The 15829-nt window shown below is 67.6% G+C and carries 7 protein-coding genes; 3 read left to right on the forward strand and 4 right to left on the reverse strand.

Translation table 11 applies throughout. The features are described from left to right. Entirely contained in the window at positions 1-2175 is a 2175-nt protein-coding gene (locus E4198_RS04185) for a hypothetical protein (RefSeq protein ID WP_136181961.1), read from the forward strand. On the opposite strand, the gene E4198_RS04190 is transcribed toward E4198_RS04185, so the two are convergent. From E4198_RS04190 to E4198_RS24795, 4 genes are all read right to left on the reverse strand, one after another. Further along, entirely contained in the window at positions 2162-5857 is a 3696-nt protein-coding gene (locus E4198_RS04190) for an AAA domain-containing protein (protein ID WP_136181962.1), read from the reverse strand. The two genes, E4198_RS04185 and E4198_RS04190, sit on opposite strands and share 14 nt — an antisense overlap. Continuing rightward, positions 5857-6252: a hypothetical protein gene (locus tag E4198_RS04195; RefSeq protein WP_136181963.1), complete on the reverse strand. Its 396-nt coding sequence runs from the start codon at positions 6250-6252 to the stop codon at positions 5857-5859. The genes E4198_RS04190 and E4198_RS04195 overlap by 1 nt, the downstream gene beginning before the upstream one ends. 66 nt (positions 6253-6318) lie before the next feature. Next, the gene (locus E4198_RS24790) at positions 6319-6948 is read right to left on the reverse strand and encodes a restriction endonuclease (RefSeq protein ID WP_168711364.1); all 630 of its coding nucleotides are present in this window, start codon (positions 6946-6948) and stop codon (positions 6319-6321) included. A gap of 56 nt (positions 6949-7004) precedes the next feature. Then, positions 7005-7226 (reverse strand): hypothetical protein, encoded by a 222-nt coding sequence (locus E4198_RS24795; protein WP_168711365.1) that lies wholly within the window; start codon positions 7224-7226, stop codon positions 7005-7007. Positions 7227-7511: 285 nt separating this feature from the next. Between E4198_RS24795 and pglW the strand changes: the two genes are divergently transcribed. Further along, complete coding sequence (gene pglW / locus E4198_RS04205; protein ID WP_136181965.1) at positions 7512-12182, forward strand: BREX system serine/threonine kinase PglW; 4671 nt, start codon at positions 7512-7514, stop codon at positions 12180-12182. Further along, entirely contained in the window at positions 12179-15793 is a 3615-nt protein-coding gene (gene pglX, locus E4198_RS04210; protein WP_136181966.1) for a BREX-2 system adenine-specific DNA-methyltransferase PglX, read from the forward strand. The genes pglW and pglX overlap by 4 nt, the downstream gene beginning before the upstream one ends. The last annotated feature ends 36 nt before the right edge of the window (positions 15794-15829 follow it).

The raw sequence follows: 15829 nt of genomic DNA on the forward strand, positions 1-15829 counted from the left end.
ATGAGTACCGCGTCAGGACCGCTGGCGTTCCCTTCGGGCCGCCAGTACCAGGAAGCTCTGCAGAACACTGCACTGTGTTTCCATGATCGCGATCTTCGCGGTGCGCTGCCGCAGGTCACCAAGCTCGGCCTGCCCCGCCCCATCTCTGGGCAGTTCGCGAGCGTCTTCTCACTGACGTCTTCCGACGGGCGCCGTTATGCGCTGAAGTGCTTCACCTCGCACGTTCGTGATCAGCAAGACCGCTACGAGGCGGTGAGCGACAAGCTGTCCGGCATTGATGCCAGGTCGCTCTCACAACCATGGCGTATCGGATTCGAGTACGTGCCGGACGGAATTCTCGTGAATGGGTCACGCTTTCCGGTTCTCAAGATGGACTGGGTAGAGGCCGTGACATTGTCCAGCTGGCTCGACAGTCACCACAAGAACAGCACGGCAGTGCGAAATCTCGCCGAGCATTTTGCTCTCCTCACCGCGGATCTCGCCGCTCACGACATCGCACACGGCGATCTGCAGCACGGAAACCTGCTGGTCGCATCGGACGGTACGTTCAGGCTGGTCGACTACGATGGGATGTTCGTACCGGCCCTGAACGGACGCCACAGCACGGAGCGCGGACACCGCAACTATCAGTCGCCGGCCAGGGGCGACGACGACTTCGACAGCACTCTCGACCACTTCTCGAACTGGGTCATCTATCTCGCCCTGCATGCCGTTTCCGCCGATCCCTCCTTATGGACGCGGTTGCACGAGCCGGACGGCGAGTACCTCCTTCTGGCTGAGGACGATTTCAGAGACCCCGCCGGGTCGGTCCGTCTCCTCACCCTGCTCAGCCACACCGACAGCACGGTGCGTGACCTGGCAGAACAGATCAGGATGCTGGCCTGGCAACCGCTATCGCTCGTCCCACGCCTTTCGGTGCCAGTCGCTCCCGCACACGGAGCTCGCATCCCAGGCCCTCGGGCGGTTACGGGACGTCGACCCAGCTGGCTCGACGATCACGTCAGCGCCACCACGGCGCCGAGCCCAGGCGCATCCGCATCCGCAACCCCCACAGACTCACTGCCGCCCAAGTACGTTCACCGCCAAGTCCCGGACGTGCTGCTCGGACTCCTGCTGCCACTGGCTGTGTTGGGGCCGAGCGCACTCGCGGTGGCCGAGTTGATCACTCCATACGTCCTGACACTGTCTTATGGGGGAAGTCTGGGCATGACAGCACTTGCCGCCCGTACGACTCGTCGCCGACGCCCGGAGACCACGGCGCTGCGCGCTCACCTGAGCCGGCTCAGGGAGAGGCGGCGAGCCACCCTCGGCCCCGTCCGTACCGCTGACCGGCTGCAGCGAGAGCGGCAGGAGTTCGACGTCTCGGAAACCACCCGGCAGCGCCGGCTCGCGACCGCTCAAACGAAGCTGCAGCACACCCACGCAAAGGCCGTCAAAGCAGCGGAGAAGAAGAAGGTCAGGGACCAGCAAGCCATCGAGAAGGAAATCACCGCACTCGCACGGCAGCGCCAGACGACTTTGGGGCGTGCCCTGAGGAGCTACCGCAAGGAAACCATCGACAGGGAGCTGGGCAAGATCCGTCTGCACGAGCGGGAGTTGACCGGCATCGGACGTTCCCTCGTCCAGGCCCTGGCTGCCCGCGGAGTCCGCACTGCGGCGGACTTCACCGGAATCACACTGGTCAGGTCCGGTGGACGGTACAACAACGTCACAGCGCTGATCAACACCGCCGACGGACGCAGAGTCGACATCAAAGGGATCGGTGAGAACCGCGCCAGAACTCTGGATGCGTGGCGAGTGAGGCAGCACGCTCGCGTCTCCTCTCGCGCTCCGTCCAGCCTTCCCCCAGCCAGACACCAATCCATCGAAGCCGACTTCGTGCGGCGCGAAACGGACCTGTACCGTCAACGTACAGAGGCGGAGGTGACAGCACGCAGAGCGCTCGAGACCGCGGTAAACCAGCTGCGGTCGGGCCTCGCCCGGCTGGACGGCGAAAACCAACTCGCGGCCAGGCACGCTTCTCAGCAGCGTCAGCACTTGGCCCAGCGGCTCGCGCAACTGGGTGACCCGCGCTTCCGGTTGGCCATTGTCGAGGCCGAGATCGCAGCGGCCAACCGGTCGGCGCGGGCGCTGTCCTTCCTCCGCTATCTACGTTTCGCCCTCATCGGTCGTTGAGCCGCTCCGTCACTCGCTCGGCTCGGTCGGCCCACACATGCCAGGCGGGCAGTCGCACACCGTTACGGAGCAGCGCAGCGCGGCTGAGGGCGAGCCTGAGGTGGCGGGCCTCCTCCATGTCGGCGGATGCCCCGTGGTCCAGTTGGACCTGGGCCACGCTCGCTCCCCGGCAGACCTCAAAGTCGTAGGGGTAGCCGTCGGCTGCGACGTCTCTGTCGAGCCGGGCTGTGGGGATATCGCCCGTCAGCAGACGTTGGAGCCGGTCGCCGACGAGCTCGTGTCGGTGTCCGGTTTCTGCACCCGGACGTGCTTGCACGACTCTGCCCTCCGCGGCGTCCAGCAGGGCATGCGGCATCCCCGGACGAACCGCCCAGAAGTCGCGGTCACCGAACACGATGAGATGCGAACGTGCGCGGGTGACCGCCACGTTCCACAGGTTGATCTCGCGGCAGAGCCAGCTGACCGAGCTGGAGCGCATGCGGGCGCCTGCCACGAGAGACAGCAGGATCACGTCCTGCTGACCACCCTGGAAGGTGTGCACCGTTCCGATTCGTACCCGCGACTCGTGTGCCCAGCGTTTGGCGATCAGGTCCTTCTGGGCCCTGAAAGGGGTGACGACTCCCACGGTCGAGCCGTCAGGGAGCCGCTTCAGCAACCGCTCCACGGAGAGATGAACGCGGTCCGCCTCCTCCTCGTTCGTCCAGGACCCGCTTGCACCTCTGCGCGCCGTTCCGGCGACATCGAGCCACTGAACCGCTGCGACACCTTCAAGACGTCGCAGCGACCGAGGCTCGGTAAGTACCGTGAGCCGGTCGCCGTAACAGTGCCGGTTGGAGATGCGGACGATGTCCGGGTGACAGCGGAAGTGCTCGTCGAGCAGCAGAGTCTCTCCGGCCGCATGGGCAGCGGCGTGAAACGAGGAGTAACGGCGATGCTCAAGCCGGTGCTCGTCGAGCCAGCTCGCCCGGAGCCCGGCCCCACGGTGCGCCTCGGCCTCCTGGCGGGGCTGGAGGGTCGTGATGTGCTGCAGCTGCATCGGGTCACCGATCACGAGCGCCCGCCGGGCACGAAAGAGCAAGGGCAGCACGTCCGGGGTGGAGCACTGGCTCGCCTCGTCGACGATGACCAGGTCGAAGAGCGCGGCCCGGTCCCGGAACCGCCGGGGGGACCTGGCGGTGACAGCCCAGCCGGACACCTGCGGCAAGATTCGCTCCAGGGAGGACCATTGCCTCGGCGATCGCGACTTGACGGCTTCGATGCGGTCGAGGATGGCCGCCCGCGCGGTCGTTGCCCCCTCGGACACCGATGCCTGCAACAACGCTTCCGCCGTCTCCCGGACCCGTTTGTCAGTCTCCCGCAGCATGGTCAGAAGCTGAGTGTCACCTGCCACCGTCACGGCTTCGGAACTCTTCTTCCGCCAGACGGCCTCCGCTTCCACGAAACGCAGCAGGTCGGCGAAGGCTTCGCGATCTGCTACCTTCGCAGACAGAGGGGCGACATCGCGCAGACACCGCCTTCGCAGCCACCCGCCGAGGAAGCCGAGACGCCATGCCGTGCGAGCCCGGCGCAGCCATCGGCCGAGGGAGACCTCGCCCAGGGCAGCAGCGAGCGTCTGCGGATCGCTTTGGTGTCGTTCGGCGTACGAGTAGCGCTGTCGACCGAGGTCCGCCAGCTCCCGTTCCCGGCGTGCGGCCTCCGCGAGCTGTCGGCGCAGCGCCTGCTGATCCCGGAGATGGTTACGAAGCTCGCCACCGTGCATCTGGGAAGTCTGGTGGGGCTGCACGCTGCGGGTCAGCTGCTCCAGCGTGCGCAGCTCTTCCTCGACGGCTGTCTGGTTGCCCGTGCGGACGAGAAGGCCCGGTGCGAGAGCCTCGCAGCGCTGGTAGACCTCATCCACCGCCTTGTTGTTGGTCGATGCGACGAGCACGGTCTGGCCGGCTGCTCTGGCCGTGGCGACAGCGTTGACGATGAGCTGGCTCTTCCCTGTGCCAGGAGGGCCGGTGGCCACGGTGAGCCGGCGGACCATGGCGGCCCGGATGACCGCTTCCTGTCCTTCGTTGAGCTCCAGTGGAGCAACGACCTGCACCTCCTGCTCGGCGCTCTCGTCCGCTCCTTGGTCGGCCTGTGCGGTGAGTGCCCCGAGCGCGGTGCCGCCGAACTGCCCGACGCTCTTCCGGAGCGTTCCGTAGTCCTTCATCAGCTGCGCGGTGGCCGCCGAGTCCGACCGTGCAGCGAAAACGACCGCCACGTTGCGGGCGCCCTCGTGCGCGGCGCGGAGCGAGCCGCCGTCGCCCAGCGATCCGGGATCGAGGTGCTCCGTGTCGGGCAGGCCCAGTTCCTGCAACAGACTGCGCAGGTCGCGGATCATGTCTTCCCGGAAGCCGGGACGCCAGTTGGGCTGGTAGGCGGCGAGTAGTTCCTTGCCTTCGTCCTTGCCCAGTCGGTCGACGACAAGTTTGGGATGCAGGACGATCGGCCCTGTGGGCGTCACCATGCTGCGTCCCTGCGGATCGCGTTCGACTTCGACCTGACGCATGGCGAGCGGTGCGCACACCTGGCGCTTGCCGTCGTAGAGGACGGCGACGGGGTACCCGTACCAGAGGTCGGCGCCATCCTTCTCGGCGCGCTCGGCGAGGTCCACGACGCGTTCCGGCGCTCGCACTGCGGTCTCCGTACCGGAGAGCAGAACCTCCTCCCCTGCCGGCCAGAGCGCGCGTGGAGGGTCGCTGCCCTCCAGTGGCAGGAGGTCGCCCGTGGAGTTCTCCAGCTCCAGACAGTGCTGGTAGTAGGTAAGCAGCTGTGTCCAGTCGGTGTCGGTGAAAGCGGAGTCGTCATGCACAGCTTCGATGGCCTTGACCGGTGCCAGCGTCACCCCGCCGGCGCCGTCGGTGACTACGGTGAGCCCGGCAGGCAACGGCTTGAGGGCGGGGATCTGCCGGCCGGCGGCGGCATCGGCAAGGTAGATGTCGCCGGTCACCTGGAGGCTCGACTGGGTCGGCGTCTGCCGGCGCCCGTCGGGGGCGTTCCGCAAGTCACGGCTGATATACCGGAAAAGGTCGTTCGCCGAGACGTGCCCGTCACCGTCCAGGTCCGCCTGTCCGGAGTGCAGGCCGTCGACTATCGCTCGGGTGAACTGCGAGGGCTGGTCCACCTCGGCCGTGAAGGCCTGCTCCCAGTGCTGTGACGCGGTGATGACGTGCACTCCGCTGGCCTCGACGACCGGTGCGGTGGTCGCGCCCGAGGCTCCTTTGCTGCGGAAGCCCTGTACGGCGCTGCCGCTGAAACAGCAGTCAAGCAGCAGGACTTTCCGCCGCGCCGCGCACTTTTCCAACTGGTCGGTGATGTAGGAGGCTTCGAGGGCGGTCTGCTGGACCTGGTCCGCCCTGGTGTCCGTCGTGATGTAGTAGAGCTGACCGTCTTCACGGTCATATGCCCCGTGGCCGCTGAGATAGAGCACGACCAGTTCGTCCGGTTCGCGGTCTCCCAGAAATCTCTCGACAGCCTGCTTGATTGCCGTCTGCGACGAGTCCTCGACCCGCACACAGTCTTCGTACCTCCCCACCGCGGGCATCTCCAGAACCTGGCTCAGGTAGTGGACGTCCGCGCGAACCGAGGGCAGGGCGGGAAAGTTCCCGTCCTCATAGGCGGCGGTGCCCACCAGCAGGGCATGTTTGCGGCTCATCACTCGCCTCCCGGACCGATGGCCGGCCCGTCGCCCTGACCGTCGCGGAGTCTCTTCACCTCACGACCGGATACTCCGCCCTGGAACTCCGTGACCGTTCCGTCGGCATGGACGATGCGCGCCTTGCGGCTCTTACGCACCTCGACCCACGCCTTGATCGCCGTCCTCGCCAGCGCGAAGCTGCTCATGGTGAGGACGAGCACGACCTCCGGAGTCAGCAGTCCCGGCCCTTTCGCGCCCTCCGTATCACCCGCCGCTTCGGGCTGAGCGAAGCGCACCCGGGCTCCGTCCAACCTGCGCAGAACCTCACGAAGCTCTCGCGCTTCGAGCTCCGCATGCCGCGGGTCGGCGCCGAACACCTGGATCTGCACGGACTCGGTCTCGTCGTCGGACATGCTCCCCCTTCGTAAAGGCCAACTCGCCCACCCCATCACAGGATCACGGACACCGCTGATACTCCGTCAGCCTAGTGACCTCTCCCGCCGCCATGATCCGGGAACTCGGATCCTGCGTCGTGATGTTTCGTCCGGTACGCCAAGGACCCTGTACAGCGGCTCGCCCAGGTCCGCCCACCTCTCCAAAGCGTCCCGGTCCACCAGGCGGATCCCGTAGCGTGGGCCGCTGGCCCTCGCGGCCGCCGTGAAACCTCCGGTCGTGATGATCACCGCGAAATCGGCGCCATGGTCGTGGCGGTAGGTGCCGTTGACCCGTTGCACATCCTGATCGCCGACTCGTCGGTCCGGCCGCAGGCGCTTGCACTGCACCACGACCCGTCGCCCCGATCGGTCGACGACGAGTACGTCGGCCCCTTTGTCCCCCGATCTGCCCACATGCTCCGCGGCAAACCCGTCCCGGCGCACCAACGAACAGACGGCCAGCTCGAACCCCACCGGGTCCAGGGCATCGAGATGCGCCAGCGAATAGCGCACGGGCCCCGGGGGAAGCGCCGAGCGGTCAGTCCACCTCTGTACGACAAGCCATCCCGGCTTCAGGCCCAGTCCTGCTACCGCAGCGGCCAGCGCCACGCCCGTCCACACCGGCCACTGTTCGGCCGCCTGCCACAGACCGCTGGCCATGACCAGGGCGCCCATCCACCACACCCACCGGGGAATCGCCGCCCACCCCCCTTGGCTCCGCCTGCGCCGCATCAAGCGACCGGCCCGAAGAGCGCAAACACGCCACCGGCCAGCCCGAACAGTGCGAGGCCCGCAAGGTCGGTGATCGTGATCAGCGTGAAGGTGTGGTCCCGACAGCGCGCGAACAGCCCCTTGCGTCTTCGGCGGCATGGCCGGTGGAAGGTCGTCGGACCCCCGCAACGCGACACCAGCGCCATGCCGCCGATCACCAGTAATGCCACGACGAGCAGCATCGATTCCTCCGTTCCCCGCCCTATGTCTCAGGAGTATCGAGAAACCCTCGGCCCCACCAGTGCGTCTTCGGCCGAACCAGCCGGAACCGGGGGCGCACGGGAGCATCCTCCACTCGCGTGTCTCCTCCGCGCGCCCTCTGGGTAGGGCCGGCACTTGACGTACGGCTTTCCCCGTTGTCGGCGGCCATGACTAGGATTCTCCAGGGTCTGTGACGTGGCGGAACCAACACGTAAGGTCACGAATGGACGGCGACCGGAGACAGGACCAAGAGGCGGGGACAGTACATGCGGGAAGGTCGGTGGACCACGGTCACCGAGTCCGAGTTCGACCACGAACGCCGTGGACTGGAGGCCATCCGGAAGAAGTTGCCGGACGCCGACCCCTGGCGGGCCTGGTCGAACTTCACCTTCACCTCCCACACGGGCCACGTCCGCGAGGTCGACCTTCTCGTGGTCGCCCCGGGCGGCGTGTGCATGATCGAGCTCAAGGACTGGCACGGTTCGGTGACCAGTGAGAACGGCACCTGGATCCAGACCACGCCCAGTGGTCATCGCCGCCCGCACGGCAACCCGCTGCACCTCGTCAACAAGAAGGCGAAGGAGCTGGCCACCCTGCTCGGCCAGAACGGCAGGCGGGTGTGGGTGGGCGAAGCCGTCTGCTTCACCGACGGCGGGCTGCGCGTGCGCCTGCCCGCCCACGACCAGAACGGCGTCCACACCGTGGACGAGCTGGTCGCGATGCTGATGCAGCCGCCGCGTGACGAGCGGCGCCGCATCACGGCTGCCGGTTCCCGCGAGATCAAGTCCGCGCTCGACCGGATCGGTATCCGGCGGAGCGATGCCGAGTACAAGGTCGGCCCGTACCAGCTGGCCCGCAAAGCCTTCGACACCGGCCCGACCTGGGCCGATTACACGGCGGAACACAGCGAGTTGTCCGAGGTGGCGCGGGTGCGCGTCTACCTGAGTGAGCGCGGGTCGGACGCGTCGCTCCGCCGGTCGGTGGAGAGCGCGGCCCGCCGTGAGGCGGCCGTGCTGCAGCGGTTCAAGCACCCCGGCGTCGTTCAGCTCAAGCAGTACTTCCCCTCGGGGCACTCCGCGGGCCCTGCCCTGATCTTCGACTACGATCCGCGCACGCTGCGCCTCGACGAGTACCTGCTCCAGCACGGCAAGAGCCTCGACATCCTCGGCCGGATGGCGCTGGTCCGCCAGCTCGCCGAGACGATGCGCTCCGCGCACTCCGCACGGCTCCACCACCGGGCGTTGACCGCCCGCGCCGTGCACGTGATCCCCCGCGACCGGGGCCGACCCGGGCGGGCGATCGGGGAGGACGCCGCCTGGCTCAGCCCCCGTCTGGAGATCTCCGACTGGCAGATCGCCACCCAGCGTGCCTCCGACACGGCGGGCACCAGCGGGGGCGCGACGCGCTTCGCGCCCACCGCGCTCTCAGCGACACACCTCTCGGAGGACTCCGACGCCTACTTCGCACCGGAGCTGACCGCCTCCAAGCCCGACCCCGTCCACCTGGACGTGTACGGCCTCGGCGTCCTCACCTATCTCCTGGCCACGGGCCGGGCTCCGGCCGCGAGCCAGGCCGAACTGCTGGCGTGGCTGGAGGCGGGCAAGGGCCTGCGCCCCAGTTCGCTGGTCGACGACCTCTCCGGGGACATCGACGAGCTGGTGCAGGCGGCGACGGCCTACCGGCCCGATCAGCGGCTGTCCTCGGTGGACGAGTTTCTGGAGATGCTGGAGATCGTCGAGGACGGCCTGACCGCCCCGGCCCACGATCCGGAACCGGAGAAGGACTCCGACAAGGATCCGCTGGAGGCCGTGGCCGGCGACGTGCTCGACGGACGCTGGGAAGTGCGCCGCCGCCTGGGGACCGGCTCCACGAGCCGGGCCTTCCTCGTCCGGGACCTCCAGGCCGAGGCGCGCAAGACCCGCCCGCTCGCCGTTCTGAAGGTGGCCCTCTCGGACAGCAGGGGCCAGGTGCTGGTCCACGAGGCGGAGGTGATGAACCGGCTGCGTCCTGACTCCCGGGTGATCCGGCTCGTCGAGCCGGAACCGCTGCGCATCGGGTCCCGGACCGCCCTCGCCTTGGAGTATGTGGGCGACGAGCGCGACGATTCCGACCCGTCCACCCGCCCCGGCACGGGAACGCGCACCCGCCGCCGCGAGGAGACGGTCGCACGTCAGCTGCGCGAGGACGGCCGGCTGAAGATGGACCAGCTGGAGGCGTACGGCGACTACCTGTTCGGTGCCGTGGACTTCCTGGAGGGCGAGAGCGTCTGGCACCGCGACATCAAGCCGGACAACATCGCGATCCGCATCCGTCCCAACCGCACCCGCGAGCTGGTCCTCATCGACTTCTCCCTGGCGGGCTACCCGGCCAAGGACTACGAGGCCGGGACCGACGGCTACCTCGACCCGTTCATCGGCACCCTGACCCGCACCGCGTACGACTCGCACGCCGAGCGGTACGCCGTCGCCGTCACCCTGCACCAGATGGCGTCGGGCGAGCTGCCGAAGTGGGGCGACGGCTCGGTGCCGCCCAGGATGACGGACGCCGAGAAGGTCCCGCACCCGACGATTCAGGCCGACGCCTTCGAGCCCCTCGTCCGGGACGGGTTGGAAGCCTTTTTCCGCAAGGCCCTTCACCGGGACGCGGCGCAGCGTTTCCCCGACCTGAAACCGATGCGGGACGCCTGGCGGAAGATCTTCCTCGACGCCTCGCAGAAGCCGCCGTCCAGTCACCGCTCCCGCCACCCCGAGCCGGCCACGCAGCAGCCGGCAACGGACGGCCGTCAGGCGGCGATCGCGGACGCCGAGCCGCTCACGGCCGAGGAGCAGCGGGACCTCGTGGCGGCGAAGGCCACCCGCGAGACGCACCTGTCCGCCGCGGGCCTCTCTCCGGCCGCCGAGTCCTTCCTCTACGGCCTGGGGATCACGACGGTGGGCGGGCTGCTGGACTACAGCCGCACCAAGCTCCTCAACGCTCCGGGCCTGGGCACGAAGACCCGCACGGAGGTGCAGCGCCGCCAGCGACAGTGGGGCCGGATGCTACGGGAGGCTCCTCTCTCCCCGCTCACCCCGAAGGCCCGCGCGGAGGCGAAGGAGGAACTCGCCCAGCTCACCGCCACTGAGTCGGCGGTCGCCGGCGCCCTGGCCGTGGGCGAGGGGGCCGGGGACCTGCCGGAGTCCGCCCTCCGCTCGGTGAGCCTGGACCTGTTGGCCACACTCTTCGTCCCGGAGCTGAACAACAACGGCTCCAACCAGAACAAGGTCGAGATGGTGCGGCTGTTGCTGCGCCTCCCGGACGAGCACGGTGAGCTGCCCGGCATCGGCGTGTGGCCCAAGCAGAAGGACGTGGCCGACACGCTCGGCCTGTCCGCCGGGCGCATCCCGCAGATGCTGAAGGAGGAGCGCCAGCGCTGGAAGAAGCATCCGGCGGTCCGGGTGCTGCGGGCCGAGATCGTCGGCCTGCTGGAGGGTCTCGGCCGGGTCGCTCCCGCCGTGGAGATCGCCGACGCGCTGGCAGTGCGGCGCGGTACGCAACTGCCGGGGCGTGAACAGCGGCGCGCTCTGGCGCTGGCCGCCGTGCGGGCAGTGGTGGAGGTGGAGCAGCTCCAGCCGGACGAAGCGGAGTTCCAGCACCAGGCGAACCGCAGGGCGACGGAGGACGTCCTGGCGGCGGGCCTGCTCGCGCTGGATGTCCGGGAGGGTGACGGCCCGGACACTCCGACGGCTCCGGGGCTCCTGCAGTACGCAACCCGCCTGGGCAGGACGGCCGACCGGTTGAGCCGGCTGGAGACGCTGCCGACGGCCACGACCGTGCTCAGCGAACTGGGCGCGCTCACGCCACCGCCGGGCACGGTGGACTGGGACGAGCGCCGCCTGGTCGAACTGGCCGCGGCGGCGTCGGAGAACGCGGCGGCCACGCCCCGGCTGGAGATCTACCCCCGCGACCTGCCCCTGGTGCGGGCGCTGCGCCTCACCCAGGCCGGGCTGGTCCGGCTCATCCCGGGCCAGCCGGAGGGCCGGCAGCCCGGCCTGACGGACAAGGACGTGCACGAGCGGGTCCGGGCCCGGTTCCCCGAGCTGGTCATCAGGGACCGCCGGGGCGTCAGCACGCACGAGCTACCGGTCGACGGACCGCTCACCAAGGCGCTGCGCGAGGCCGGTTTCGACCTGACGCTGTCCACGCATGAGGTCACGCGGACGCTGCGGTATCTGCCGACGCGGATGGACAGCGCGTCCACCTATCTGACGAGTGCGGACTGGCGCCAGTCGACGCAGGCCGGGGCGGCGACGCGCTACTCCGACGATCCGATGGTGGCGAGCGGCGTCCGGGCTGACGAGCGGCTGCTGGCCTCGGCCCGGCGGGACGGCTACCGGGTCCTGACGGTGCACCACGGCCGCGCTGTCGAGGCGATACGGAGACTGGCGGGCCACCGCATCGGCGCACAGCCGGTCTCGGTGACCGCACTCTTCCTGGAGTCCCTGCACGCCCTGGTCCCGCCGGGCACGAAACCGACGTGGGAGACGCTCCTCAAGGCGGACGTGGCGGAGCCGGGTTCGCGGGGTGCGCTCAAGTTCGGCGAGTACGCGCGGACGGCGTGGGGCACGGTGGAGCCGCAGGTCCGGGACCTGCTCGCGCCGGGGGCCGGTTCGGGCCCGGTGCTGCTGACGGAAGTGGCCGTGTTCGCCCGGTACGACGGGATGGGCGTCCTGGACCGGCTGGCGGAGGCGGCCCGGCAGGGCGGACGCGGACTGTGGCTGCTGGTGCCGCAGGCGGACCCGGCGCGTGAGCCGAAGCTGGGCCACACGGCGGTGGCGTACCAGGCCGGCCTGGGCGAGTGGATCGACCTGCCGGACTCGTGGGTGAAGAAGGACTACCTGTCCGGGACGACGGACGGACATGTCGTGGGCGTGAACGGTACCGAGGGAGACGACGAGTGATCGACCGCACAGCCCTGTTGGAGGACCTGAAGAAGCAGGTCAAGGCGGCCGAGGCCGACCTGGCCAAGCAGGTCGAGGTGGTGCCGGAGGGCGAGAAGCTGCGCGCCGAGTACGACCGCGCCCGGAAGCTGGGCCGTACGGCGGCCACGTGGAACTCCTGGCTGGACGACCGCGTCACGCAGGTCGCGGTGGCGTGGGTGCTGGGAACGGTCTTCGTCCGATTCTGCGAGGACAACGGGCTGATCCCGGAGCCGTACCTGACGGCGCCGGAGGACGACCGGCGGGACCTGGCGCTGGCGCGGTTCGAGGAGTACGTCTCCCGGTCGGACGACCCGACGTACCGGGGCTGGCTGGAGCAGGCGTTCGACGAACTGGGCGCGGGGCAGGCGGGACGGCTGCTGTTCGACCGCCAGCACAACCCGCTGTACCAGATCCCGCTGTCGCACGACGGCGCACGGGACCTGGTCGACTTCTGGCGCGGTCGGGACGAGGACGGAGTCCTCGTCCACGACTTCACGGACCCGCTGGAGGAGGACGGCGACGGCACGAAGGGCTGGGACACCCGGTTCCTGGGCGACCTGTACCAGGACCTGAGCGAGGCGGCGCGGAAGACGTACGCGCTGCTGCAGACCCCGGAGTTCGTGGAGGAGTTCATCCTCGACCGGGCCATGGACCCGGCGGTTCGGGAGTTCGGGTACGAGGGCCTCAAGATGATCGACCCCACGTGCGGGTCGGGTCACTTCGTGCTGGGCGCCTTCCGGCGGCTGGTGCGGCTGTGGGCGGACGGCAGGCCGGGAAAGGACGTGCACGAGCGCGTGCGGGAGTCACTGGACTCCGTGCACGGGGTGGACCTGAACCCGTTCGCGGTGGCCATCGCCCGGTTCCGGTTGCTGGTGGCGGCCATGGCGGCGAGTGGGGTGCGGACGCTGGCGGAGGCAGCTAAGTACGAGTGGCCGATCCACCTGGCAGTGGGCGACTCGCTGATCAAGCACCGGCACAAGCAGGGAAACCTCTTCGACGACTTGGAGGAGGAAGGCGCGGATGAACTGGCCGACTTCAAGTATGAGACCGAGGACGTAGACGAGCACCCGGGGATCTTGCGGCCAGGACGGTACCACGTGGTCGTGGGGAATCCGCCGTACATCACGGTCAAGGATAAGAAGCTAAATGAACTTTACCGGGGACTGTACGACGCTTGTGCGGGGACATACGCCCTGTCGGTGCCGTTTGCTCAGCGCTTCTTCGAGCTTGCGAAGGCAGGGGAGACCGAGAGCGGGCGCGGTTACGGCCTGGTCGGCCAGATTACCGCGAACTCGTTCATGAAACGGGAGTTCGGGACGAGACTGATTGAAACGTACTTCGGACACGAAATTGAACTGACCGAGGTCATCGACACTTCGGGAGCATACATTCCCGGACATGGCACGCCAACAGTCATCCTGGTCGGGAAACGGCGGAGTGGGAGCGGACGCTCGGAGACCATCCGAGCTGTGCGTAGCGTCCAAGGCGAGCCGTCGACACCAGAGAGGGCTGAGGATGGCATGGTCTGGGGGGCAATCCGAAGGCAGATCGATAACCCAGCATCAGCCAGTCAGTGGGTTTCGGTCGATGACTTGGACCGTGGCCGTTACTTCGGGAAGCAGCCGTGGATTTTGAACGACGGCGGTCTCGAGATGATTGATCAACTCGAAGCGTCTGCGGCCAAGCCACTCTCACAGGTCATCTCAGAGATTGGCACTGGTGCGATCACACGGGAAGACCATGCTTACATGGTCGGCTCCGGACATTTGCGCCGCCAACGAGTTGAGTCCGACCATAAGCGCTACATCGTGGAAGGAACTGAAGTCCGCGATTACACTGTGAGTGAAGCAACAATGTCGTTGTGGCCATACTCGCCCACCTCCTTGGAAGCTTCAGTATCGACAGCAGCCGCGCGTTGCCTCTGGCCCTTCCGCGTTCTACTGCGGGACCGCGTCGCGTTCGGCAAGACCCAGATCGCACGCGGCTTGTCTTGGTTCGAGTATTCAATGTTTTTCAGAGACCGATACCGGGCGTCTTTCACAATCCCCTTTGCTTTTGTCGCAACACACAATCATTTCGTGCTGGATCGGGGGGGAAAGGTATTCAAACAGTCGGCGCCAGTGATTAAGCTGCCCGAGCATGCCAGCGAGGAGGAGCACCTTTCGCTACTTGGCTTGCTCAACAGCTCAACCGCCGGGTTTTGGCTCCGCCAGGTCAGCCATGACAAAGGGCGCCCTGGTGCAGATTCTGCTGGAGCCGATGAGCCTTGGGAGCATCGCTTCGAGTTCACGGGTACAAAGCTTGAAGAATTCCCGCTCCCCTACGACTTTCCCACTTCTCTGGCCTCCGCCTTGGACACACTCGCCAGGGAGCTGTGCACAACAAGCCCTAGTGCCGTGATCTCCAACGGGTCACCTACTGCCGCCTGCCTCCGAGGCGCCAAGGACCAATGGGAATCCATCCGGGAACGCATGATCGCACTCCAGGAGGAGTTGGACTGGCAAGTCTACGCCCTCTACGGCCTCCATGAGGAAGAAGATTTGGTGCCTGTCGCGCAAATTCCTCGAATTAATCCCGCAGAGCGCGCTTTCGCAATCGTGTTGGCGCGCAAGGCTGAGCGCGGCGAGGTCGCCACCTCGTGGTTCAAGCACCATAATCACAATTTCACGCCCACCACAGAAATTCCTGCCCACTGGCCCACTGCTTACCGCGAGGTTGTCCAGAAGCGAATCGACGTCATCGAGTCGTCCCGGGCCATTGGCATGGTCGAACGACCGGAGTACAAACGGCGATGGGCCACCGAAGGTTGGGACGCACTGCAGGAGAAGGCGCTCCGGAGCTGGCTGCTCAACCAGATTGAGGACCGCGAGCACTGGTTCGATGAGAACGGCCAGCCCGCTCTCGTCACGCTTTCACGGCTCATCGACAACCTGTCCCGCGACGAGGACTTTGTCTCCGTCGCCAAGCTCTACGCACCCCGCAAGGAACTGCCCATCGTCGTCTCCGAGCTGATGACGGTCGAGCACGTGCCCTTCCTGGCCGCTCTGCGCTACAAGCCCGCCGCACTCAAGAAGCGTGCCGACTGGGAGCATGTTTGGCATCTTCAGCGGAAGGAAGACGCCGCTCCGGATGAGCCGGCCAAGCGGAAGATCCGGGACACCATCTCCGTGCCACCGAAGTACACCTCGGCCGACTTCCTGCGACCCACTTACTGGCGGGCGCGCGGCAAGCTGGACATCCCCAAGGAACGGTTTGTCTCTTACGCACGAGCCAACGTGGCCACTCCCGACCTCTACGGCTGGGCAGGCTGGGACCACCGGGAGCAGGCGATCGCGCTCGACACGTACATCGCCACCCACGAGGGCCTGACCACCGAAGAGGTCACCCCGCTCCTGGCCGGGCTGCTGGAGCTCCAACCCTGGCTGAACCAGTGGCACAACGAGCCCGATCCGCTCTTCGCCCCGACCCCCGCCAAGTTCTTCGAGGGCGACCGGCAGATGGAGCAGGGCAAGCACGGCCTGACCGACGACGACCTGCGCGCCTGGCGTCCGGCCGCCGCGACCAGGGGACGCCGTTCGGCGAAGAAGTAGCCCCAGCCCTGGCGACGGCCCCGCGATCCAAGCAGA

The sequence above is a fragment of the Streptomyces sp. RKND-216 genome, from assembly GCF_004795255.1.
Classification (GTDB): domain Bacteria; phylum Actinomycetota; class Actinomycetes; order Streptomycetales; family Streptomycetaceae; genus Streptomyces; species Streptomyces hazeniae.